At 37.9% G+C, this 24,319-nt stretch carries 21 protein-coding genes, 1 tRNA gene and 1 pseudogene; 5 read left to right on the top strand and 18 right to left on the bottom strand.

What is annotated here, in order from left to right; all coding sequences use genetic code 11:
• Window positions 1-13: 13 nt before the first annotated feature.
• Complete coding sequence (locus H529_RS11285; protein ID WP_081642280.1) at window positions 14-1,165, bottom strand: diguanylate cyclase; 1,152 nt, start codon at window positions 1,163-1,165, stop codon at window positions 14-16.
• Window positions 1,166-1,277: 112 nt separating this feature from the next.
• On the opposite strand from H529_RS11285, the gene H529_RS0107220 reads away from it, so the two are divergent.
• Both H529_RS0107220 and lolA read left to right on the top strand, forming a co-directional pair.
• Complete coding sequence (locus H529_RS0107220; protein WP_022855853.1) at window positions 1,278-3,398, top strand: FtsK/SpoIIIE family DNA translocase; 2,121 nt, start codon at window positions 1,278-1,280, stop codon at window positions 3,396-3,398.
• Window positions 3,337-3,993 (top strand): outer membrane lipoprotein periplasmic chaperone LolA, encoded by a 657-nt coding sequence (gene lolA, locus H529_RS0107215; protein ID WP_155984471.1) that lies wholly within the window; start codon window positions 3,337-3,339, stop codon window positions 3,991-3,993. Before H529_RS0107220 ends, lolA begins: the two co-directional genes overlap by 62 nt.
• 5 nt (window positions 3,994-3,998) lie before the next feature.
• On the opposite strand, the gene H529_RS0107210 is transcribed toward lolA, so the two are convergent.
• Complete coding sequence (locus H529_RS0107210; protein ID WP_022855851.1) at window positions 3,999-4,616, bottom strand: DedA family protein; 618 nt, start codon at window positions 4,614-4,616, stop codon at window positions 3,999-4,001.
• 134 nt (window positions 4,617-4,750) lie between these two features.
• Here H529_RS0107210 and H529_RS0107205 point away from each other — a divergent pair.
• Window positions 4,751-4,837: transfer RNA gene (locus H529_RS0107205), tRNA-Leu, on the top strand.
• Between the two features lie 17 nt (window positions 4,838-4,854).
• Here H529_RS0107205 and H529_RS0107200 read toward each other — a convergent pair.
• The 8 genes from H529_RS0107200 to H529_RS0107165 are packed head-to-tail and all read right to left on the bottom strand — an operon-like array spanning window position 4,855 to window position 11,796.
• Complete coding sequence (locus H529_RS0107200) at window positions 4,855-5,685, bottom strand: ABC transporter permease (RefSeq protein ID WP_022855850.1); 831 nt, start codon at window positions 5,683-5,685, stop codon at window positions 4,855-4,857.
• 2 nt (window positions 5,686-5,687) lie between these two features.
• A complete protein-coding gene (locus tag H529_RS0107195) occupies window positions 5,688-6,674 on the bottom strand; it encodes an ABC transporter permease (protein ID WP_022855849.1) in 987 nt (328 codons plus the stop codon).
• The gene (gene tsaB / locus H529_RS0107190; RefSeq protein ID WP_022855848.1) at window positions 6,671-7,369 is read right to left on the bottom strand and encodes a tRNA (adenosine(37)-N6)-threonylcarbamoyltransferase complex dimerization subunit type 1 TsaB; all 699 of its coding nucleotides are present in this window, start codon (window positions 7,367-7,369) and stop codon (window positions 6,671-6,673) included. The genes H529_RS0107195 and tsaB overlap by 4 nt, the downstream gene beginning before the upstream one ends.
• Window positions 7,354-8,433 carry an RIP metalloprotease RseP gene (gene rseP, locus H529_RS0107185; protein ID WP_022855847.1) on the bottom strand — a complete coding sequence of 360 codons (1,080 nt, stop codon included), beginning with the start codon at window positions 8,431-8,433 and terminating at the stop codon, window positions 7,354-7,356. Before rseP ends, tsaB begins: the two co-directional genes overlap by 16 nt.
• Entirely contained in the window at window positions 8,427-9,599 is a 1,173-nt protein-coding gene (dxr, locus tag H529_RS10530) for a 1-deoxy-D-xylulose-5-phosphate reductoisomerase (RefSeq protein ID WP_022855846.1), read from the bottom strand. Before dxr ends, rseP begins: the two co-directional genes overlap by 7 nt.
• An 8-nt stretch (window positions 9,600-9,607) precedes the next feature.
• Window positions 9,608-9,973, bottom strand: a complete 366-nt coding sequence (secG, locus tag H529_RS10525) for a preprotein translocase subunit SecG (protein ID WP_022855845.1) — start codon at window positions 9,971-9,973, stop codon at window positions 9,608-9,610.
• A gap of 22 nt (window positions 9,974-9,995) precedes the next feature.
• Window positions 9,996-11,186: a homocysteine biosynthesis protein gene (locus tag H529_RS0107170; RefSeq protein ID WP_022855844.1), complete on the bottom strand. Its 1,191-nt coding sequence runs from the start codon at window positions 11,184-11,186 to the stop codon at window positions 9,996-9,998.
• 10 nt (window positions 11,187-11,196) lie between these two features.
• Window positions 11,197-11,796, bottom strand: a complete 600-nt coding sequence (locus H529_RS0107165) for a CBS domain-containing protein (protein WP_022855843.1) — start codon at window positions 11,794-11,796, stop codon at window positions 11,197-11,199.
• A 148-nt stretch (window positions 11,797-11,944) separates the two neighbouring features.
• On the opposite strand from H529_RS0107165, the gene polA reads away from it, so the two are divergent.
• Together polA and H529_RS0107155 are read left to right on the top strand one after the other, a co-directional pair.
• A complete protein-coding gene (polA, locus tag H529_RS0107160) occupies window positions 11,945-14,542 on the top strand; it encodes a DNA polymerase I (protein WP_022855842.1) in 2,598 nt (865 codons plus the stop codon).
• A 7-nt stretch (window positions 14,543-14,549) separates the two neighbouring features.
• Complete coding sequence (locus H529_RS0107155; protein ID WP_022855841.1) at window positions 14,550-15,263, top strand: pseudouridine synthase; 714 nt, start codon at window positions 14,550-14,552, stop codon at window positions 15,261-15,263.
• A gap of 7 nt (window positions 15,264-15,270) precedes the next feature.
• On the opposite strand, the gene H529_RS10520 is transcribed toward H529_RS0107155, so the two are convergent.
• From H529_RS10520 to rpoZ, 8 genes and pseudogenes are all read right to left on the bottom strand, one after another.
• Window positions 15,271-15,936: a 4Fe-4S dicluster domain-containing protein gene (locus tag H529_RS10520; protein ID WP_051132416.1), complete on the bottom strand. Its 666-nt coding sequence runs from the start codon at window positions 15,934-15,936 to the stop codon at window positions 15,271-15,273.
• Between the two features lie 3 nt (window positions 15,937-15,939).
• Window positions 15,940-16,608 (bottom strand): ATP-binding protein, encoded by a 669-nt coding sequence (locus tag H529_RS10515; RefSeq protein WP_033396965.1) that lies wholly within the window; start codon window positions 16,606-16,608, stop codon window positions 15,940-15,942.
• 76 nt (window positions 16,609-16,684) lie between these two features.
• Window positions 16,685-19,015, bottom strand: a complete 2,331-nt coding sequence (locus H529_RS12190; RefSeq protein ID WP_422821904.1) for an excinuclease ABC subunit UvrA — start codon at window positions 19,013-19,015, stop codon at window positions 16,685-16,687.
• Between the two features lie 267 nt (window positions 19,016-19,282).
• A pseudogene (gene uvrA, locus H529_RS12185) lies at window positions 19,283-21,934 on the bottom strand (excinuclease ABC subunit UvrA); the annotation flags it as partial.
• Window positions 21,935-21,950: 16 nt separating this feature from the next.
• Complete coding sequence (gene dksA, locus H529_RS0107135) at window positions 21,951-22,313, bottom strand: RNA polymerase-binding protein DksA (RefSeq protein ID WP_022855839.1); 363 nt, start codon at window positions 22,311-22,313, stop codon at window positions 21,951-21,953.
• Complete coding sequence (gene moaC / locus H529_RS0107130; protein ID WP_022855838.1) at window positions 22,313-22,813, bottom strand: cyclic pyranopterin monophosphate synthase MoaC; 501 nt, start codon at window positions 22,811-22,813, stop codon at window positions 22,313-22,315. Before moaC ends, dksA begins: the two co-directional genes overlap by 1 nt.
• Complete coding sequence (gene dnaJ, locus H529_RS0107125; protein WP_022855837.1) at window positions 22,813-23,958, bottom strand: molecular chaperone DnaJ; 1,146 nt, start codon at window positions 23,956-23,958, stop codon at window positions 22,813-22,815. Before dnaJ ends, moaC begins: the two co-directional genes overlap by 1 nt.
• Before the next feature lie 8 nt (window positions 23,959-23,966).
• Window positions 23,967-24,233, bottom strand: a complete 267-nt coding sequence (rpoZ, locus tag H529_RS0107120) for a DNA-directed RNA polymerase subunit omega (RefSeq protein ID WP_022855836.1) — start codon at window positions 24,231-24,233, stop codon at window positions 23,967-23,969.
• Between the last annotated feature and the right edge of the window lie 86 nt (window positions 24,234-24,319).

Below are 24,319 nucleotides of genomic sequence, written 5' to 3'. Positions count from 1 at the left end.
GTATAGATAAAACCTAAAAGATCACAATACGGTTTTTACCTTTGATTTTACCCTGATATAAAGCTTTATCAAGTCTGTTTAAAAAGATATCTAAGGTATCCTCGTCTTTCCAAGAAGTAACCCCAAAGGAAGCGGTAATCTTAAGTTTTTTTTCACCAAAGTTATGTTTTTCGATTAACTTTCTTAGATGATCAGCTAATATTTTTGCTTTTTCTAAAGGAGTCTCTGGACAAACAAGGATAAACTCTTCACCTCCCCATCTACCAAGGATATCTTGATTTCTTACTCTTTGCTTAATGATTTTAGTCAATTCTTTTAAAACTTTATCTCCTTCTGCGTGTCCGTAGGTGTCATTTATCTTCTTGAAATCGTCAACATCTATAAGGATTGCAGAAAATTCGTAATCCTTTTGAGTTTGTTTTTTTAAAATTTCTTGTTTGATCTTGTGAATTATATATCTTCTGTTGTAAACTTTAGTAAGAGGGTCTATGATAGAAAGATTAACAGCCCAAGCCCAGAAAAAGATTAAAAATCCATTCAAGATAAACAGAAGTACCAAGCCTATATAAGGAATAATTATATTTTGATAGAATTTTTGTTGAATAGGGGTAAACTTTTTAAGTGAGATACCGGTATAGAGAATCCCGATAATTTTACCAGAGGGATCTTTTATAGGTTTGTAGGCAGTGATGTATTTTTCTCCTAATATGTCTGCGATACCATAATACTCTTTTCCCTGTTGTAAAACCCTTTGTGCAACAGGAGGACTTACCTTAGTTCCTATGATACGGGCACCTAATTCATTTCTTATGGTAGTGGTGACCCTTGTATCGTTTAGAAACACAGTAGCGGTGTTTCCTGTTGCTTTTTCAAAAAAGTCTACTATCTCAAAGTTGTCGTTGATCAAAACCTTCCCTTTATACAACCTACCATCTAATACCTGCCATTCCCCAGGATATTTTAGGTTTAATAAAACTTCAAACATGTTTAGGTCTTTCTTTACATGCAAGGTAGCTACTTCTAAAACCTGATGGTAGGTGCAACGAGCTGAAATCCAACCTACTAAAAGAGCTAAAAATATGGATAATCCTGTGAAAAATAAAATTAACTTAGCTCTGGAATTTAAAAACATTTGAGTAATATATCCAGCCAGACGATATTTCATAAACAAATAACAACAGAAATAAAACTATAGTTTTTATTGAAAATTATGGTATAATTTTTATTAAAACTTGTCAAGCTCGAATTTATAAAAAATTTAATCAGAATTGTGAAAATTGGCCTATAAACGAATTTTCTTCAGTTATTTTTTCTTTTTTATTTTTTCAATTTTTCTGTTGATCTCTATCTATTCTTATAATCCTTATGACCCAGGTATAGGTGTTTCTGGAGCACCTGAGGTTACCAATTTCGGTGGCCTTTTAGGGGCGTATATAGCTTCTCTTTTTTATTTTATCTTTGGTATCGTAAGTTTGCTAATTCCTATTCTTTTTATTTTAAGTTTTTTCTTAAATTTGATGGGGGTTTCTATCAAAAGGTTAATGTTTAGTTTTTCTTTTCTGATTTTATCTCTTTGCATGTTAGTAGGCTATACATTAACCCTTTTAGAATCCCAAAATCTTTTACTTTTTGGACGTTTTCCTTTAAACGGAGGTTTTATAGGGGAATTAAATGGTTATTTTAGACTTTTGGTAGGAGATTTTGTTTTTTTGATGATAATGTTTGTCTTTCTTTTTGTTTCTTTTTTGGTAGGGTTAGGCTTTAATCCAAAAACTTTCAAATCTATCTTAACCAAATTTAGCTATAAAAAAGACATAAAAAAAACAGAAGAAAAACTTGAAGGAAAATTTGAAAAGATTTCCTCAACCAAGATATCTTCTCAACCGGTTGAGGAACCTCTGCCTTTTGAAATTAAACCTTTAAACTCAAAAAATAATACTAAAGAGAAGATTTCTAAAAAGAAGGTTCAAGAAGAGACACAGATAAAGGAATTCGAAAAAACCTTGCCACCACCTGTAGATTTACTTAGGGATCCTCCCCTTTCTTCTTACAGAGTAAGGCCTGAGGAGTTAAAAGAACGTGTCTTGGTGTTGATCTCAAAACTTAAAGAGTTTGGTATAGAAGGTGAGGTAGTAGGTGTTTCTCCAGGACCAGTGATTACTGTATTTGAGTTTAGACCAGCTCCCGGTATTAAAATCAGTAAAATCCAGAGCTTGGTAGATGACTTAGCCTTGGGGCTTTCTGCTAAAAGTGTAAGGATAGTTGCCCCTATCCCAGGTAAAAGTGTGATAGGTATCGAAATTTCAAACCCTAAAAGAGAGTGGGTATATCTTAAGGACATTTTACAGAGCGAAGCTTTTATCCGGTCTAAGTCTCCTCTTACCATCGCCTTAGGTAAGGACATTTCAGGAGCTCCTGTGGTAGCTGACCTTAAAAAGATGCCTCATCTTTTGATAGCCGGAAGCACCGGTTCTGGAAAAAGCATCTTTTTACACAGCGTAATTTTAAGCCTTATCTATAAAGCAACCCCGGAAGAGGTAAGATTTTTGATGATTGATCCTAAAAGGATCGAACTTTCCGTTTACGATGGCATTCCTTACTTATTACACCCTGTGGTGTTAGAACCTAAGATGGCTACCAAGGCTTTAAGATGGTTGGTAGGAGAGATGGAAAGACGGTATAGCCTTTTTGAGGAGGTAGGGGCAAGAAACCTTGAGTCTTATAACGAACAGTTTGACGAAAAACTGCCTTATTTAGTGATGATTATCGACGAGTTAGCAGACCTTATGGTGGTATCTTCTAAAGAGGTAGAAACCTTACTTACCAGACTGGCTCAGATGGCAAGGGCAGCAGGAATCCATCTACTGGTAGCCACCCAAAGACCTTCGGTAGATGTGATCACCGGGTTAATCAAGGTTAACTTTCCTGCCAGGATCTCCTTTCAGGTTACCTCTAAGGTAGACTCAAGGACCATTCTTGATACCCAGGGAGCAGAAAGGCTTTTAGGGGCAGGAGATATGCTTTTTATGCCTCCTGGATCATCTTATCTACAAAGGATCCATGGCCCTTATGTCTCAGAAGAAGAGGTGAAACTTTTGGTAGATTACCTTAAATCTATCGGAGAACCTGAGTATTTAGCCAACTTAGAGGAGATAGAAGACGAAGAACCTATTTCTTTTGAAGAGGAAACCGATTACGAAGATGACAAACTGTATGAAGCTGCCTTGAAAATTGCCTATCAGTATGGTAAAATTTCTGTATCGATGCTTCAAAGGAAGCTTAGGATAGGTTACAACCGAGCTGCAAGGTTGGTAGAACGGATGGAGGAGGAAGGTATTGTTGGCCCAAGCGATGGTGTTCGTCCTCGCCCTGTTATTGGTCCTCGTAAATCCCTTTAGTCTTAAGGCCCAAACTGTAGACGAGGTTATAGACTATATCCAAGATTTTTACCAAAAAATACAGACGCTTGAAGCAGAATTTATCCAGGAAGCCTATATCTCTCAAGGACATAAGGAAGTGTCTTCAGGTAGACTCTGGATTAAAAAACCTGGCAAATTTCGTTGGGAATACTACAAGCCCCAAAAATTGTTTATCATATCTTCTGGAAAAAGTATATACTTTTACTATCCGGAAGAAAAACAAGCCTTGGTGTATCCTTCAGGTACAACCTTTGGCTCTAAATTAGCCCTGGGGTTTATGACCGGAAGAGGAAATGTGAAGACAGACCTTAAGGTTGAAAGTTTTCAGACCTTAGATAACGATTTTTGGAAGCTAAACTTTTTACCTGCTAACAACGACCAAAAGGTAAGAAGGATTTCTCTGGTGGTAAACCCTAAGTCTGGAGAGGTTAAAGAAGTTATTTTAAACATGGCTTCAGGAGAAACTTTAAGGATAATTTTTAACAACCTACAATACAATAAAGCCCTTAAAGACAGCCTTTTTCAGTTTTCACCTCCGAAAGACGTAAAAGTTATTCAAGCTCAAAGTAATTAAAAAGTCTATTTTCTTTTTAGTTTGAACCAGATATAAAGTCCCAAAATCACCCCACAAAAGATTATTATTCCTATAGAGCCGCGTTCTAAATAAGTTTTTAAAAGGGCCTCGTTTTTCCCAAAAAAATAACCACAAAACCCGAGGAAGCTACACCAAAGTAACGCACCTAAAAGGGTATAAAGAGAAAACAGAAAAAGTCCCATCCTAGCAAACCCTGCTGGGATAGAAATGACATGTCTAAGTCCTGGAAGAAGCCTTCCTATGAAGGTACTGATATGCCCGTGTTGATCCCAAAATCTTTCCATTTTTTGAAAGGAGTATTCGGTTAGGAGTATATACTTACCATATCGTCTGATAAACCTTAAAAACATCGGGCGACCAAACTTAAGGGCTAAAAAATAATTGATAAGAGCTCCAGCCCAACTCCCTAATGTACCAGAAAAGATCACACCCCAAAGAGAAAGTTTGCCCTGATAGGCAAGGTAAGCCGCAGGAGGTATGATTACTTCACTTGGGATAGGAATTAAAGTAGACTCAAGGGTCATCAAAAAAAATACACCTAAATAACTACTTTTTTCAAAAAAAAGTAAAAAATATTGCACAAAATCTTTTAAAAATTCCATAAAAGGTCCTCCTAACCTTTTTTAAAAGTATAAGTTTTAAAGAGTTAAATTAAATCATATAAAAAATTACTTAAACAAAGGGTTTAATCCGTCTTGACAAACCAAAAAAAGGATAATATATTATTACTCAATACGCCGAGGTGGCGGAATTGGTAGACGCGCTGGCTTGAGGGGCTAGTGGACGTCGGTCCGTGCGGGTTCGAGTCCCGCCCTCGGCACCATCTATGTTCTTTTCTTTTCATCTTTCTTTCCTTTTAGGATTTAAGATTTCTTGTAGAGTTTCTCCGAGTATGGTAAACGCAAGAACTGTTATCAAGATAGCCATTCCTGGATAAAAGGAAAGCCACCAGGCTACTTCTAAGGTCTCTTTGCCTTCTATCAACATATTCCCCCAGGAAGGGATGGGAGGCTGTACCCCTATACCAAGAAAGGAAAGGGCAGATTCTATCAAAATGGCTTGTCCAAGTCCTAAGGAAGCAGAGACCAAAATAGGTGGTAGGGCATTAGGTATGAGATGTTTAAATAAGATCCTTAAAGATGATGCCCCATAGGTTTTAGCTATCAACACAAAGTCTCTTTCTTTTAAGGATAAAATTTCAGCTCTTACTAAACGAGCTAATCCCATCCAGCTGGTAGCACCTATTACCACCATGATGGTAACGATAGATGGTTCTAAATAAGCTACCATAGCTAAAACCAAAAATATGGTGGGGAAACAAAGCATGATGTCAATAAACCTGCAAATAATCAGGTCAACCAACCCTCCAAAGTAGCCAGCTATAGCTCCTAAGACCACCCCTATCATCAGAGATAATCCTACTGCCACCAAGCTTACCTCAAGTGAGATCCGAGAGGCATAGATCATCCGACTCAACACGTCTCTTCCTAAAAGGTCAGTTCCTAAGGGATGGGCTAAGGAAGGTGGTTGAAGTATGTTGTCTACGTTTATTTCCAAAGGGTCATAAGGGGCTATGTAAGGAGCAAAAACAGCCAAAATAGCTAAAAATAAAATGATTATTAAAGAAGCCGTTCCTAAACGATGTTTTAACAACTCTTTTATTAAAGACATTATTAATGTTTATCTCCAAGCCTTATTCTTGGGTCTGCCAGAGCATATCCTATGTCTGCTAAAAAGTTCCCTATCAAAGTAAGCACAGCTACCAGGAAAAGGTTTGCCATAATCACGGGATAATCCCTTGCCATCACCGCTTGCCACATCAGCTGCCCTACTCCAGGTATACCAAAAATGGTTTCAAAGATAACACTCCCTCCTACCAGCCCAGGTAAAGAAAGACCTAAGATGGTAATAAGGGGTAAAAGGGCGTTTCTTAGGGCATGTTTATAGATTACTTCTTTTTCTGAAATTCCTTTAGCCCTGGCGAAAAGAATATAGTCGGCTTTTAGTACTTCTATCATAGAATTTCTTACATATCTTGAAATTCCCGCAATCCCTCCGAAGGTGGCCACAAAAAGGGGACAAATCAGGTGTTTGGCCCAGTCCCATAATTTTTCAAAGAACGTCATTTCTTCATAACCTAAAGTGGAATGTAGCCCCGAAATAGGAAGCCATTGAAGTTTTACCCCAAAAATCATCATAAGAATGATAGCCAGCCAAAAACTGGGCATAGCATAACCCACAAATACTACTATGGTTAGTATTCGATCAACCCAACTTCCAGCTTTTACAGCTCCCAAAACTCCTAAAGGTATCGAGATCATAAAGATTAAAATTAAAGAAAGAAAGTTTAAAAGTAAGGTAATCGGAAGTCTTTCCTTGATTTTATCCCATACCGGCCTTTGATCTGGGGAAAAAGAACGTCCAAAATCAAGCTTGGCAGCTTTTTTTAGCCATTCCCAGTATTGAACATAAAGTGGTTTGTCAAGACCGTACATTTTGACCAATCTTTCTCGATATTCTGGGGTAATCTTAGGGTTGAAGTCAGTAATAGGACTTAAAGGGCCTCCTGGGGCTAAATGAATGACTGAAAAACTAATGACAGTAATCCCAAAAAGGGTTATCAAAAACACCAAAAATCTCTTTAGTAAAAAAGAGATCATCTTTTGTCGCCTCTTTTTCTTTCAGCTTCAGATGGTTTTAAATACAAAGGAAGTAAATCTTCTGCAGATTTCAGTTCAAAATCGTTATTCCTTAGCTTTAAATAAACCAGTTTGGCCACATTTTCCAAGGTAAGACCTATCGTAAAAGGCCATCTTAAAAAATTAGGACCTAACCTCTCTTTCAGATAGGTTTCCCATTTTTCTAAGGTTTCACCAACAAACCAGGTAGGTTCTTTTATCAAATCAGGTATATTTCTGACTGAGACGCAAACAGGAGAAATCTTTGTTTTTAGGTTATTTTCCTCCCATCTATAGACACCTAAAAAAACTTCTTGGCTATAGGCATCTATCAGAGATACCACAGGTAAGTTTGTTGGAAAGGTTTCTACCGCAAGCACTTCAAGGCTAACAAAAGGTATCACAGGTTTAGGGAAGGCTAAGCTTAATCCCTTTAGCACCGAAAGCCCAACTCTTAGTCCAGTAAAACTGCCTGGACCAAGGTCTATGGCATAGTAGTCTATGGTCTTTAGGTCTAAACCTAAGGTTTTTTCAAAAAAAGTTAGGCATTGGAAAATAATCTGAGAATAAGACTGAGAGGACCTTAAGGTAACAGCCCCTAATATTTTATCTTTTATAAGGGCTATTCCTCCAGACTTCCCTGCTGTTTCTATAGCTAAAACTAAGGGAGTTTCCATCCGCTAAGAAGTTTAAGGATGTCGTTGTAAAACACAGCTATACTTAGAGCAAGGATGATAAAAAGTCCTATTTTAAAGATAAGCTCTTGGGTTTTTAGAGATAAAGGTTTTCTTCTGATGGCCTCTATACCAAAAATGACTAAATGGCCTCCGTCAAGCATAGGTAAAGGGAGAAGGTTTATAATCCCTAAGTTGATCGAAAGAAGTCCGGTAAAAGAAATAAGAGGATAAATCCCTAATTTGGCTGTATCTCCTGCCATTTTCCCGATGGTAATAGGACCTCCTAACATAGAAAAAGGCAATTCTCCTGTAAAGAGTTTAAAGATAGCTACAAAGGTAAGGACAGTTATGTCTACCACCTTTTCTACAGCAAGGACAAAGGATTCACCAAAACCGTGCCTTTGATGAACTACCTCTTGGGTTGACTTGACACCGATAAAGGGCACCTGGGTTTTTTTCCCAAAGATGTTGTATCCTTCTTTCATTTCAGGAACGATTTTTACCTCTAACTCTTGGGAGTTTCTCTTTATCTTAAGGGAAACTTCTTTTACCATCTCCTTGCTTTTTAGATATAGGATAAGCTGGTCGAAAGACTTGACCTTTTTGCCGTTTACTTCTATGATTTCATCTCCAGGAGCAAGTCCTGCTTTTTCAGCTGGAGAACCAGGTAAAACCTCTCCTATTTTGGTAGAAAGAAGATAAGAACCAGAGGCCCAAAAAAGAAACCAAAATAGAAGGACAGGGAGGATAAAATTAGCCAAAGGGCCTGCAACCACGATAAACGCTTTTTGCCAAGGCTTTTTAAAGGCAAAAGCTTTGTCTTTTTCGACTACCGAAGGCAACGTTTCAGGATGTTCCCCATAAAGTTTAACGTATCCACCTAAAGGAAAGGCAGACACCCTGTATTCAGTCTCTCCTGCTTTAAAACCGATAATTTTGGGCCCAAACCCTAAGGAAAAAATCTCTACTTTGACCCCCATGAGCTTAGCTGCTATAAAATGACCTAATTCATGAACAAAAATAAGTATACCGATTACCAATAAAGCTATAATTACTGTTAGCATGTTTTATTTCCTTTTATCAGATTTTCTGTATAAAGACAAACTTCTTTATGCAATTTTAAAAGAAAGGATAAATCTTCTTTACAGGAAGGCATCTCTGGTATTTTAAACCCATCGAGTGTTTTTGCAAGAAAATAAGGGATTTTATCAAAGGTAATTCTTTTTTGTAAGAAAGCCTCTACCACCACCTCATCAGCTGCCTCAAGGATAAGAGGATAAACCCCTCCTTTTTGTCCTGCTTCATAAGCAAGCTTAAGGCAGGGGAATTTCTCAAGGTCAGGAGCCTCAAAAACTAAACTGCCAATTTTCTCCAGTTGAACCTTAGGTACCTGAAGTTCAACCCTTTCAGGGTAGTTTAAGGCATAAGAAATAGGTAGTTGCATGTCAGGAAAGCTAAGGTGCATTAAAATACTTCCGTCTATCAACTCAACCAAACCATGGACTAAACTTTGAGGATGGATAAGTACCTCTATCTTTTCCAAGGGAAAGTCAAAAAGGACCTTAGCTTCAAGAACTTCAAAACCCTTATTCATAAGGGTAGCAGAATCTACCGATATTTTGGCTCCCATCTTCCAGTTCGGGTGTTTCACCGCCATCTCTGGGGTAATTTTAACAAACTCCTCTAAAGGTAGACGATAAAAAGGCCCACCTGAGGCTGTAAGGATAATTCTCTTAACCTGTTCTTTTTTTTCTTTTTGTAAAAGCTGAAAAATCGAAGAATGCTCGCTGTCAACCGGCAAAAGTTCTGCTTTAGATTTTTTAGCTACTTCCTTTAAAATTTCTCCAGCCACGATCAAACTTTCTTTGTTAGCTATGGCTACTCGTTTGCCTGCCTTTAAAGCATAATAGGTGGGTAAAAGAGCTTTTATCCCAGAAATTCCTATGACTATTATGTGAGCCTCATCTAATTGGACTAAGGTTTTAAGCCCTTCTTCTCCGACCAAGACCTCAGCTTTATAATCAAGAGACTGCTTTAACGCTTCAGCTGAAGAAAAATCTTCTACTACCAAATAGGGAATTTTAAATGATTTGGCAATTTTTTCTAAGGCCTCAATCTTGCTACGACAAGAGGCTCCTAAAATTCTAAACCTTTCTGGATAGGCTTGAACCACCTTAAGCGTAGAATTTCCTATAGAACCTGTAACACCAAGTATTACTAAATTTTTCATTTTTAAAATTAGTTTTTAGGTTTTTCTGAGGTAGAAGAAGGAATTTGGGGAGGTACGGGAATATTTTGAGGGGTAGTTGGGGTAGGGATGGTAGAAGGAGAGGGTGTTTGAGTTTGAGGGGTAGGGACGACAGGAATTTCTGTTTTATTTTTGCTGGTGTGGATTTTAGTAAGCAAGATAGAGTTTAAAAAAAACACCAACACCAAAATCATCGTCACTTTGTTTAAGAAGTTGGTTGGTCCTGCACCACCAAAGATGGCCTCAGCCCCTCTAAACACCGCACCATATTCTGAACCTTTGGTTACGTTTATCAAAACAATCAAAACTATCAATATGGCTACTATTAACTGTAAAACCGTTAAAATAGTTTCCATCGAAAATCCTCCTTTTTAGACTTTATCTCATCGGAAAAAGTTTAGTTCCTGGTAAGGGGTTAACCGGTTCTGTTAACAACATCTCTCCCTGTTTAATCCAGTTTTTAAGTATTTCAGCGATTTTTCTGGCTTTAGGAAGGCTTGAAATAGGAAAGGTGGGGACCTCTTTTCCTAAAACGGTTATTTTTCCACTTTTTAATTCTGCATAACTTACGATCCCGTAGTTTCTTTTTATTCCGTTAGGATAGTCATAGGAGTAGTCTATTACCTGAGTAAAGAGTTCTTCGTCAGAGAGTCCTGCCCATTCAGCCACTTGTTCATTCAGGATAGGAATAGGTATACCTATGCCTACTGCCAAAGAACATCCATAGCCTATATGACTTGTTCCTACCAACCATTCTGGGGACATTTCTTTCAGGTTTCCGATAACCATAAGGGTAGCTGCAGGTTGCATGGGTGCCCCTTTAGGGGTTCTTTTAACTTCGGTTTTATGCTGAGTTCCAGCCCAGATCACATATCCTTTGGCTCCTCCTAAGAAAATCCTTGTCCCTATCCCTATGGTTTTTAGATAAGGGTCTTTTAGCAAGGGAGAAAGACATCCTGCGGTCGCATAGTTGGCGTTACCAAGGTTAGGTTTTAACACCCCCATGTAGGTATAAAGTATTTTGTTTGAAAGGTTGATGGCGCAATTATAATTTTGATAAGCATTTCTTGGGTTGCAAAGAACGGCATCTACTAACTCATGAATGGTGAACTCTTTTTCAAAAGATTTTCTAGGATAACAATGGGTCCCATAACCTAAGGCCCTTAGATAGATTTTTTTTCCTGCAACTAAGTCGTGGATAACATGACCACCACCGTATAAAAACTGACCTGGAAAAACTTTGTTAAGAGGGTCATCTTCTCTGGGTTCAGTGGCTCCTATGTAAAGGTCTACAGCCGCAAGTCCCCCATAGGCTGGCACATCGTTTAACCAAACCCTATAAGCTTTTATCGTAGGAGAGGGATGGCCGAAGTTTATAAAAGCTCCAGAAGAACACATCGGAGAAAAGGTCCCGGTGGTGACTACATCTACCTCTTTAGCCGCAGTAACAGGTCCTACCTCTTTAACCAAACTGACAAACTCCTCAGCTGTAAGAACTACAGCCTCTCCTTTTTCAATCTTTTTATTGATATCTTCTATGGTCTTCTTAACTTTGAATTCTCCTTCCATAGGAGACCTCCTAATCGATAATGGATATTATTTTATGACCTGCTACTTCAAGCTCAGAAGCTATTTTATCTAAGGAAATTTTTTCTAATCTTATAAAATAAACCCTTTCTCCTTCAAAGTTAACGTCCATTCCTATCGAAATAACCTTGCCTCCGTTTTTTCTGATGGTCTCTAACACATCGTCTAAGTTGCCATTTTTAGGAATAACGTCTAAGCGAGAAGAGGCCCTTAAAATCCCCATAAGTTCTATAAAAGACTCTAAAATATCGGTAACGGTTATGATACCCACTAATTTGCCTTGGCTAACCACAGGCAGCCCACCGATTTTATACTTATAAATAAGCTTAGCTGCCTCGTCTATGTAAGTATCGGGATCTACGGTAATTGGGTTTAAGATCATAACCTCTTTAAGAGAAAGTTTAAGCTTTTCTGGACTAAGATAGGCTCTTAACTCACTTTCAGTCACCAACCCTATCAACCTCTCTTTTTCTTTGTCTACTACAGGAAGGTGCCTGATAGAGTGTTTTTTCATCAGCTGAATAGCCTTTTCTACTGTATCGTCAGGAAAGGCAACCACCACGTCAGTAATCATCCAGTTTTTAACCTTCATCTCTTTCCCTTAAATAAAATTTTTAATTAAATATACCATAAAAAAATAAATATCCAAACTAAAGAAGTGCGTTCTCTTTTTTAAGTTTTATTTTCGATAAAATAGGTTAAATTTTAAGGTACTTAAATACAGGAGGTGGTAAGACTACATGGTAGATAAAAAAGATATAGTCCTTATAGATGGGGCTTCTTTTATTTATAGAGCTTATTTTGCCATCCCTGGATATTTAGCTACCTCTAAAGGTCTACCTACCAAAGCTGTTTTCGGTGTAACCCAGATGGTGCTTAAAATTTTAAAAGAGTGGAACCCTGAGTATATAATCTGGTTTATGGATGAAAAAGAGCCAACTTTTAGGCATAAGGCTTATGAAGGATATAAGGCTACTCGGCCTCCAATGCCTGATGACCTAAAGATCCAAATACCTTACATAAAAAAAATCATTCCTGCTTTAGGAATTCCCTTAATTTCAGCTCCTGGATATGAGGCAGACGACTTGATAGCAAGTTTTGTCAAAAAATTTATCTTGTCTCCAGCCACAGAAACTTTCTATAAGGCTGTTATAGTGGCTGGAGATAAAGACCTGTATGCCCTGGTTTCTGATAGGGTAAGACTTTATGACCCTATAAAGGAAGCTTTTTTAGATAAAGAAAGTTTTATCAAAAAATACGGGTTTTCTCCGGAGGTTTTCCCTGAATTCAGAGCCTTAGTAGGGGATAAAAGCGATAACATACCTGGAGTCCCAGGGATAGGAGAAAAAACTGCTAAAGAGTTGCTCATAAGATTTAAAACCTTGACAGGCATTTACGACAATCTTTCTTTAATTTCTTCTAAAAAAATAAGAGAAAATTTGGAAAAATATCGAGAACAGGTGTTTAACAACCTTGATCTTATTCGTCTCAATCTGGAATCTCCTCTTCCTTCAGAGGACCTTGAATTTTATCGAAGAAAAGATCCTGACTATCTTACACTTAAAGCCCTTTTTAAAGAACTTGAGTTTAGGAAACTTCTCTCAGAGCTTTCTTTACCCCAGGAAACTTTACCTAAACCACCAAAGATAAGAAAAAACCCTCCAGATTTACTTAATAAAATAAAAAAAGAATCGGTAATAGCTGTTTTGCCTGAAAATCTAAATAAAGGCCTTTTTGGCAATTTGCAGCCTACAGAATTTCTAGTTGCCCTTTCTGAGGAAGAGGTCTATAGGCTAACTTTAGAAGAGTGTAAAAGATTGGCTGAGGAACAAGGTATTTACGTGGTTTATGACTATAAAAACTGGCTTAAAAACTATAAGATTCCCTTTTCTCATCCCTTAGACGTAAAGTTAGCTGCTTATCTTTTAAATCCCGGATTAAAGGCTTATGATTTAAACTTTTTATTTCAGGAATACTTAGACCTAAATCTTAACGGAATAAACAGGGTTTCTGAAGAATTATCAGGGATAAAGGTAGTCAGTTTAAGAAGGTTAGGTAAAGAGCTTTTAGCAAAGTTAGAAGAGGAGGGGCTTTCTTCCTGGTTGTTTAAGGTAGAGGCACCTTTAAGTGAGGTTTTAAACGAGATGGAACAAGCTGGGGTAAAGATTGATCTGGTCTATGTTAAAACCTTGGTACAACAATATCGAGAGAAAATAAAAAAAATTGAAGAAGAACTTTTTAAGCTGGCAGGGAAAAGATTTAATCCTCGTTCTTCAAGAGAGGTGGGCGACATCCTTTTTAATAAACTGAACCTTCCTTCTATAAAAAGGACCCCTAAAAGTTCGGCTCCTTCTACCGATGCAGAGGTCCTTGAAGAACTGGCTCCTTTACATCCCTTTGCCAGACTTCTTCTGCAATATCGTACTACTCAGAAAATATTGAGCACCTACCTTGAGCCTTTTTTAAAGTATACCAGACCACTTACTTCTCGTATCCACACAGAGTTTAACCAAACAGGAACAGCCACAGGTAGGATTAGTTCGCAAAATCCAAACCTACAAAACATTCCCATAAAAGGAGAAGAAGGTTTAGAAATTCGCAGGGTATTTATAGCAGAAGAAGGCTGGTGGCTTTGTAGTTTAGACTACTCACAAATAGAACTCAGGATTTTAGCTCATTTTTCTGAAGACGAAAATCTTATAAGGGCCTTTAATGAAGGGCAGGACATCCATACCTTTACAGCCTGTGAGGTATTTGGGGTAACTCCTGATAAAGTAACCCCTGAAATGAGAAGGGTTAGCAAGGCTATAAACTTTGGGATTGCCTATGGGATGAGTCCTTACGGCCTAAGTAAAGAGCTTAGAATTTCGGTAAAAGAGGCAGAAGAGATCATAACAAGGTATTTCCAGCGGTATCCTGGGGTAAAAAAATACATAGAAGAAACGATAGAATTTGTTAAAAACCATGGGTATGTTAAGACCTTAGCCGGGAGAAAACGTTATATTCCTGAGGTGTTTAGTTCTGATAAAACTGTAAGAGACTTAGGGTTTCGCATGGCAGTAAACACCCCGATACAAGGCTCTGCCGCAGACCTTATCAAGGTAGCTATGGTAGCCCTTTATAGGCAAATTAAACAGAAAAAGCTAAAGTCCCGTCTTCTTTTACAAATTCACGACGAACTTCTTCTTGAGGTGCCAGAAGAAGAAGTAGAGGTGATAAAAGATATAGCTCCTTCGGTGATGGAAGCCCCTTTCAGTTTTTTAGGCCTTGATTATGTTCTGAAAGTACCTATTAAGGTTAATTTTGCCTTTGGTAAGTCTTGGGCTGAATGTAAATAGGTTAGATATGCGCTTAGATAAATTTCTTTCTAACCTTGGGATAGGTTCAAGAAAAGAGGTAACCCTTATAATTAAGAAGGGTAGAGTTACGATTAACGGTATAAAGGTAACAGACCCAGGGGTAAAGGTTAACCTTGAAAAGGATGTGGTTCAGATCGACGGAAAAGAAGTTAGGGGTAAGGTAGAAGGTTTTTATTATAAATTCTATAAACCCAGAGGGTGTGTTACCTCTAAGTCAGACAAGGACCTTACGGTAATGGATTTTCTTCCTAAGGATCTGCCAGGATTAAACAGGATTTTTCCTGTGGGAAGACTTGATAAGGATGCGGAAGGACTGCTAATCTTTACTGATGATGGTGTTCTTGCCCATAGGATGATGCATCCTAAATGGAAGCTTGTTAAGACCTATCAGGTTTGGCTGGATAAAGAAATAACTGAATTAGACCTGAAAAAGATAGAACAAGGGGTTGAGCTTTCTGACGGCAAGACCTTACCGTGTACAGCTTCTTTTTTAGATGAGACTAAAAGGTGGATAAAGATAGAGGTTAGGGAAGGGAGATATCATTTGATAAAAAGAATGTTTGGAAGCTTAGGCTATAAGGTTGTAGGTTTAAAAAGGATAGCGATAGGTCCTGTTGAATTAGAAGGACTCAAACCATCAGAAATAGTTCCTCTTTCTGAAGAAGAAGTTAAACTTTTAAAAAAGGCAGTTGGTTTATAAATTAGTTTTAGGATTTTTGGTTTAAAAGTTTTTTTACCTTTTGCCATCCCATCTTTTGTATCATAGCCCCCATTCTTTCTCCTTTTTCGTTGTAGTTTTGGTAAAACTGTATCAAATTTTTTAGATAAACCGTGAGTTCTTCAGGTGAGGCCTTGGTTAAAAAGGAAGCCAGTCTTGGATGTCTCCCAAGTTTCCCTCCGACGTAGATTTTATAACCTCTGTAGGTTTCTTTTATAGCACCTTCAGGACAAGCTTTTATACATCCACCACATCCTATACATTTTTTATTGTCTATTACAATTTTTTGATCGACTTCTTTAATCGCCCCTTCCTCGCAAGAATTTACACAATTGTCACATAGAGTGCACAAACTATCATCGTGTTTTATTTTAACAAAACTATGGATTCCAAAGTCAGCGATATAAAGCTGGGAACACCCGTTCGGACAGTCTGAAATGGAGACTTTAAACCGGTGATGGGGTCTTAAAGGTTGGCCTTTTAGCTTATTTTTTATAAAATCATCCAGTTGAGAGTTTTTAAGTACATCTTCAAGGGTTTTTATAAGCTCGAGAGAACGGTTTATAGCGTTAGGACATCCTTTTGGACCAAAGCAGGTAATAATCTCGTAAGCTACAGATGAAATTCCATAGGGCATAACCATATCTTGTTTCATCCTTTAAACCTCCTCTATATCTTTAAGACTTCCGTCTATACCAATGGTGTAGACCTTAAAGGGAAGTTTTTGGCTTAAAGTTTTTCTTACGTCTAAAAACAGTTTAACCAAATTTTTGCAACAAGGCACTTCCATGATGGCTATTTCTAAACCATTTGGTTGGGCTTGATGTAAAATCTCAGATAATTTTTCCCAGTATAACTCGGGTGGGTCAAACTTAGGACATCCTGTTAGGATTTTCTTGCCAGGGAGAAGATGGGTATGAAGCTGGGGATAGGCTACGGCTACACAGTCTGCACAAATCAATAGATTAGCCCCCTTTAAAAATTTAGCAGAAGGAGGGACTAATCTAAGTTTAACTGGCCAGTGAGAGAGGGCAGAAGGTATTTCGTTTGCAACAGTAGGTTGGTTTTTAGGGATAAACTCTTTTACCTGATGAGAAGGACATCCACAAGGTAAAAAAGGGAAAGGCTGACTCTTTTTTTCTATAAGTTTTATAGCACCTGTAGGACATTCACCTATGCAAGCCCCAAGTCCGTCACATACCTCTTCTGCTACAAGCTTAGCCTTGCCATTGACGATAGCTATCGCCCCTTCGTGGCAGGCAATCACACACTGACCACATCCATTGCAGAGTTCCTCGTCTATTTCTATAATCTTAGAGGCTTTCATCGATATATGCCCTCCTTTTTATTTTTTATAAGTTTAGTTAAAATATAAACTGACCTAAATAAAAAAAAACCTTGATTTAGGTCAACTTAAGATATTTTTTAAGGATTTTAGAGGTAGGGGTATAGGCTTTTAAGAAATCTTCTATCGGACCCTGAAAAAGGAGTTCTCCTCCTTTTTTTCCTCCTTCAGGTCCGAGTTCTACCACCCAGTCTGCCCATTTGATAAGTTCAAGGTTATGTTCTATCACGATTACCGTATGGCCTTTCTGGATTAAACCTTGTAAGAGTTCTGCTAATTTTTCTACGTCTTTTATGTGAAGTCCTGTGGTAGGCTCATCAAGAAGATAAAGATTTCCAGGTTGAGAAGACTTGATAAACTCTTTGGCAAGTTTTATCCTTTGAGCTTCTCCTCCAGATAAGGTGGGACTGGGCTGACCTAAGGTTAGATAATCAAGGCCAATATCACAAAGGATTTTAAGCTTATGTTGGATCGAGGGGTAGTTGCTGAAAAATTCTACAGCTTCAGCAAAGTCCATCTCAAGGACCTCTGCGATGTTTTTATTTTTTAACAAAACTTCCAAGGTTTCTGGATTATACCGTTTACCTCCACAGTATTCACATTTTTGATAAACTGCAGGTAAAAATTTAATCTCTATCTTTTCATATCCCTGTCCATTGCAATAAGGACACTGTCCTTCTTTGGTATTAAAGGAAAATCTGCCTTCTTTGTAACCTCGTTGTTTAGCCAATAAAGTGTTGGCAAAGGCCTTTCTGATGTCGGTAAAAACTCCTACATAGGTAGCAGGGGTAGATTTTGGGGTGTTTCCTATAGGTTGGTGGTCTACTAAATATACCCTTTTGATTTTTTCCCAGTTTTCTATACTTTTTACCCCGTAAAGAACATTTTTTTCTTTTTCTAATAGTCTTTTTAGATTTTCGTAAAGGCATTCCTCTAATAAAGTAGACTTCCCTGAGCCTGAAACTCCTACTACCACTGTAAGAGCGTTTAAGGGAAAAGAAACGTTGATATTTTTAAGGTTTCTTAGAGAAGCCTCTTTAAGTACTAAGAATTCCTTAGGATTGCGCTTAAAACTTTTCAGGGTTTTTCTGTTTGGATCTTTAATTACTTCAGCTGTAGGTGAGGAAGATCTTAAAAATTCTTTAGAAGGTCCGCTAAAAAGTACCTGTCCTCCTCTTTTTCCTCCTCCTGGTCCCAAGTCTACTATAAAGTCGCTTGCCAAAATTGTATCTTCGTCATGTTCAACCACTATCAAGGTATTTCCTTTATCCCTGAGTTTTTTTAACACCTTTATTAATTTTTGTGTATCCTTAGGATGAAGCCCGATGGTAGGTTCATCGAGGATATAGGCTACCCCTGTGAGATTGCTACCTATTTCTGCTGAAACTCTTACCCTTTTGGCTTCTCCTGAAGATAGGGTGTCTGCAGACCTACCTAAGGTAAGATATCCTACACCTAGATCTATTAAATAATTAAGTCTTGAGAGAGTTTCAGAAATTAGTTCTTCGGCTATTTTTTGTTGTATACCTTCAAATTTAAGTCCCTCCAAAAATTTTTTTACTTCGTAGAGACTTAAGTTAGACAATTCAGGCAAAGAAATTCCGTTAATTTTATAAGAAAAAACCTCTTTACGATATCTTGAACCGTTACAATCAGGACATGGTTTTTCTTCAAGTCTACCAAGTCCTCCACAAGTAGGACAAGCTCCTACCTTTGAATTAAAGGCAAAAAGCAACGGATCTGGTTCAGGAAGACTTATTCCACATAAAGAGCAGGTTCTTTTTTGACTAAAAAGTACCTCCTTTTTATCGGTTTTTATCAAAACCTCTCCTTTTCCAAGTTCAAGGCCTTTGTAAAAAATCTTTTCAAACCACTCTTCTTGCCAATCTATTTCTTGAGCTAACACCACCTCAATCGTATATTCTTTAAACCTTGAAAGAACAGGGATAGGAGGAATGTAGTAGAATTCTCCGTTTATTCTGACCTTGTGATACAGGTTGGCAAGCAGTTTATCAAACAGATTTTTGTAGATTCCTTTTCTGTGTTTTACCAAAGGAGCAAGAAGGGTAATGCTTGACGCCTTTTCTCCTTTTAAAAACTCTAAAGCTAAGTCAAACAACTCCTTTGGTTCATGAGGTTTTAGCTCCCTTTCACATTTAGGACAATAGGCCTTGCTAACCTTAGAATAAAGAAGCCTAAGATAAGGAAGGATCTCGGTAATAGTCCCTACCGTAGATTTGGGAGAAAGTTCTCCTGACCGCTGTTCTAATGCAACCGTAGGTGGTATCCCTGAAATAAGGTCATAATCTATCTCTTCATAAAGCTTAAAAAACTGTTTCAAATAAGTGGGTAAAGTTTCTAAAAACCTTCTTTGCCCTTCGGCAAACACCACATCAAACGCAAGGGTAGATTTTCCTGAACCAGAAACCCCGGTGATTACTATCAACTGTTTCCTTGGTAGGTTTAAGTCTATGTTTTTTAAGTTATGATGCCTGATTCCTCTAAGTTTTATAAGATCTTCGTCGTAGCGATAGTTTTTGGGGGCTTCGGCTTTATCTTTAAGGTTTAGGCCATCGAGATATTCTGTTAGATAAACAGAGGTTTGAGTCTGCACCTCTGGATTTTTGATAAACTCAGAAAAGGGCCCTTGGAAAAGAAGTTCTCCTCCCTCTTCTCCGCCCCCAGGACCAAGCTCAAGTATCCAATCAGAGTTTAAGATAACCTCAGGATGATGTTCTACTATTACCACCGTGTGTCCTAAGCTTTTTAGATAGTTTAAAGAAGAAATCAGTTTTTCTATGTCTTTTAGATGAAGGCCAACTGTAGGTTCGTCAAGAAGGATTAGACATTTCTCCCCTTTTATTTTAGAGAGTAACTCTGCTATTTTTAGCCTCTGGGCTTCACCTCCAGAGAGAGTAGAAAGGGGTTGCCCCAGTTTGAGATATCCTATCCCAAGATTTTTTAAGAGGGTGAGGGTTTTTTTGAGAGGTGTATGTCCTGAGAAGAACTCTAAAGCCTGTTCTACGGTAAGGTCTAACATTTCAGCGATGTTTTTCCCTCTCCATCTGACTTCTAAAATCTCTTCCCTAAATCGGGTCCCCTTACAAACCTCACAGGGGATGGTTAGGTCTGATAAAAATTGCATCTCTATTATCTCAAAACCAAGACCTTTGCATGCAGGACACTGGGCATGTTCTGAGTTAAAAGAAAACCAGTTTTCGGTATATCCCAAACTTTTTGCGGTATTAGTACTTGCAAGAAGCTTCCTTAAATATACCATGATGTCTAAATAGGTTGCTACCACCGAGCGAGGGGACCGAGCCAGTGGTTCCTGAGTAAGGTATAACACCTGGTCGATCCGGTTGACTCCCTCGATCTTTTCACAGGTTTTTAAAGGATGTTTATTCTTTGCGTCGACCAGGCCTTGATAAATTATATCTTCTAAAAGGGTAGACTTACCAGACCCTGATACCCCTACTATGCAGGTAATCGCTTTTAGCGGAAGAGAAAAAGAGAATCCTTTTAGATTGTTTTTCTTAGCTCCATAAAATCTGATAAAACCTGAGGGTTGAAAGTCGGTTAAAGAATAGGTTCTTTTTTGGCTTATCTCGGTTAAAGCTTCAGCTGTAGGAGTATTTGTGTTAAAAATATTTTTTGGAGGTCCAAAAAATAAGAGATGACCTCCTTTTTCCCCTCCCTCTGGACCTAAGTCTATCAAAAGGTCCGCTTGGGTAATGATCTCAGGATCATGTTCTACCACCACCACTGTATTTTTTTGAGAAACCAATCTTTCAAGAAGTTTTAATACTTTTTGGGTATCTCTGGGATGAAGTCCAGTGGTTGGCTCATCTATCAAATAAAGGGTTTCTACCAAGTTAGAGGAAAGAGCTCTTGTTAGAAGACATCTACTGGTTTCTCCTCCAGAAAGGGTTTTACTTGCACGGTTAAGGGTAAGGTAGGAAAGCTCTACTTCTTCAAGATAGGAAAGACGTTTTAATATTTCCTTAGCTAGCCTTTCTTCTGCAGGCTGAGGTTTTTGTTCTAAAAAGTTTTGAATAAATTTAACTGCTTCTTTAATTTCTAAACCGTAAAAATCTCCGATGTTTAACCCGTTGACATAAAACATCAAAGCTTGAGGGTTAAACCTGGTTCCTTTACAGACAGGACAGCTTACTTCTCTTCTTAGCTTTGAAAGAAGGATCCTTATATGGGGTTTATAACGTTTACTTTCGAGCCAGTCTATAAGCTCTTTCAGTCCATACCAATCCCCTTCGCCCCAAAAGATTTTTTGCTTAATTTCTTCAGGGAGGTCTTTAAAGGGAAGGTTTAAGTTTATGTTTTTAGTCCTTAAAAACTCTACTAAGTCCAGCTTAACCTCAAACAAAAAAGGAAAATCAAGGATAGGGATAGCCCCTTTGGTTGCTGGCTTTTCTGGATATTTTACCAAGGCCTCAAAATCTACCACCAACAGGTTGCCAAAACCTTTGCACTCAGGGCAAGCCCCTAACGAGCTGTTAAACGAGAATAAATTGGGGGTTTTTTCGGGTATTTTAAAACCACACTGAGGACAGTTTTTTTCTTGGGTATAATATACCTCTTCTCCATAAATAGTTCTAACCTTGATCCAGGGAGAAAGTTTAAAACCGAGTTCTAAAGAGGATATAAGATCAAAGAGGTCTTTTTCCGTAGGCTTAAGTCTATGTATGATTAATTCTATTTCTTCAGGGACTTTTTCTATCTCGTCTATTTCACATATCTTTCCATCTAAAAAGACCCTTGAAAATCCTGCAGCAAGTAGACCTTCTTTGAGGTGCTCAAAGCTTTCTTGTGGTTTTTGAGGAACTATGAGGTAGAGTGGTACCTGATAAAATTTTTCGATAATCTCTTTGGCTATAGACTGTGGGGTTTGAGGTAGAAGGTATTTTTTACAGTTAGGACAAAAAGGGACCCCGTTGTAATAATAAAGCATCTTGGTAAAATGGCTAATTTCAGTAAGGGTAGCTACCGTAGAACGTGAAGTTTTGATGCTATTTCCTTGAGGAAAGGCTAAAGCTGGGGGGATGTTTAAGATAGCTTTAACCTTAGGTCTGGGGAGTTTTTCGAAAAACTGTCTTACATACGAAGAAAAGGTTTCTATATAACGTCTCTGGCCTTCGGCAAAAAGGGTGTCAAAAACTAAACTCGATTTTCCAGCCCCAGAAACACCGGTAACTGCTATCAGATGATAAAAAGGAAGTTTTAAACTAAATCCCTTGAGGTTATTCTGTGTAACCTCAAGAATTTCGATAAATCTATCTTGATTCCTCACGAAGTTTTTAGATTATTTATTCTCCTCTGATTTTTTCCATCCTTTCCTGGGCTTTTTTACATTCAATACAAAGGGTGGCCTCAGGTCTTGCAAGAAGCCTTTTTTCGTCTATTTCTTCTCCGCAGGCTTCACATATTCCATAGGTCCCATCTTCTATTTTTTTTAGGGCTTTGTCTATCTTTTTTAACAGTTTTTGTTCTCTGTCTCTTAGTCTTAACTCAAAAGCCAGATTACTCTCACGTGTAGCCTGATCGATGGCGTCTGCTAAAGGTTCATACTCTTCCACCAACTCTTTTTTGGTTTCTAAAACATCCTTTAGAATTTCTTCGCGGCGTTTAAGCAAAAGTTCTTTGAACATGGCTAATTTTTCCTTATCCATCAAAAATCCTCCTTTCCAGGTTGTTCTTCTAATACTACTTCACCACTTTTTCCACCAGTTTTATAAACCAACCTGATGTTGGTGATTTTGATACGCTTATCAAGGGCTTTACACATATCATAAACGGTAAGAGCAGCAATGCTTACTGCAGTTAAGGCCTCCATCTCTACCCCGGTTTGCCCTACAGTCTTTACCATACCCTCGATTTCAAGCACATACCTTTCAGGAATAAACCTAAAATTGAGGTCAATCTTAGAGATAGGTAGAGGATGACAAAGAGGAATAAGCTCAGAAGTCTTTTTAGCCCCTAAAATTCCTGCTACCTTAGCACAGGCTAAGAAATCTCCCTTAGGGATATCTTGAGATATTATCTTAGGGTAGATTTCTTCAGGAAAGACTACCTCAGCCTTAGCGATGGCTATCCTCTCAGTCGCAGGTTTGCCTCCTACATCTACCATAAAAAGATTGCCTTGGGAGTCTAAATGGGTAAAACCAGCCATTATCTACTTCCAAAAATAAACTTTTTCCAAAAACTTTCTTTTTTCTTTTTTTTCTCCTGTTGATATGGTTCTAATCTGTTGGTTGAACCGTCGATTTTTTCTTTTTCAGCTATCTTTTGTAAAAGTTTTTTTGTTTCTTCGCTAACGTTATGGGGAAGCTCTACCTGTAATCTTAGGATAAGGTCTCCTCTTTTCTTGGTTTTAGGGTCAGGAAGTCCTTTATTTTTTATAACAAGTTCATCCCCTGGTTGAGACCCTGGGGGTATTTTTACAGATAGGGTTTCTTTAAAAAAGGGTACTTTAACTTCATCTCCTAAAATTGCAGAAACAAAGTTTATCTTTAAATTTCCTATAAGATTAGATTTTTCTCTGTAAAAGAGGGAATGTGGTTTGACTTTTACTCTGATGTATAGGTCTCCTGGCCTACCTCCATAAAGCCCGGCTTCTCCTTCTCCGGGGATCCGTAAAATAGTCCCATCTTCTACCCCAGCAGGAATAACTAGCTTTATCTGTTTTTTCTTCCAAGCCCTGCCCGAGCCGTTGCATGTCTTACAGATTTCTACATAAGTAGAACCTCTACCTCTGCAGTCTGGACAAGCATAAGCAATTCTAAAAAATCCTTCGGTGTAGACAATTTTCCCTTTACCATTACAGGTTTCACAAATCTTTAAACCTTTATCAGGATTATAGCCTAATCCCCCACAATCTTCACATAGGTCCAATTTTTCTATGTCAAGCGTAATTTCTTTATCTGTAAAAAGGTCCTCTAAGTCTACTGCTACTTCATATGAAAGGTCAGCTCCATCTCGTGGTCTGGTATGACTTTTTTCTTCAAAGGTAAACCCAAAAAATTCTTCAAAAATGTCAGAAAAGGTTTTGAAAATATCTCCTATATCTTCAAACCTTCTATGACCAGAAGAAGTAAGCCCTGAATAACCGTAAGTATCATAGATAGCTCTTTTTTCAGGGTCAGAAAGCACTTGATAGGCTTCAGAAATTTCCTTAAATTTTTCCTCAGCCTCTTTATTACCTGGGTTTTTATCAGGATGATATTTGAGCGCAAGTCTTCTATAAGCTCTTTTTATTTCTTCTTGAGAGGCGTTTCTTGGGACCCCTAAAATTTCATAAAAATCTTTGTAAGACATCCTATCCTTTATTTAGAGGAACTTTTTTGTTTTAAGATCTCGGTTAGTTCGTAAGGAGAGGAGGTTTTCTCTTTTTTACCAAGATGTTTTATGTTTTCAGTGGTAACTAATCCCGCGGCAATTTCTCTAAGAGCTAACACAATTTCTTTGTTGTCTGCCTGTACAAGAGGTTCAGCCCCTTCTTTTAATTGTTTAACCCTTTCTATGGCTAAATGTACCAATCTAAACCTACTTGGTACTTTTTTTAAACAATCTTCTATCGTAACCCTGGCCATACCTTTATACCCCTTTTAGTTTTATATAATCTTTTCTTAATAAAGCAACTAAACAGCTACTACTTCTGTTACCTCAGGAACCTCTT

It is taken from the genome of Thermodesulfobacterium thermophilum DSM 1276 (assembly GCF_000421605.1).
In the GTDB taxonomy this organism is placed as follows: Bacteria; Desulfobacterota; Thermodesulfobacteria; order Thermodesulfobacteriales; family Thermodesulfobacteriaceae; genus Thermodesulfobacterium; species Thermodesulfobacterium thermophilum.
The sequence above is the reverse complement of the archived record's forward strand: the minus strand, read 5'-3'. Positions and strand labels throughout refer to the sequence as shown.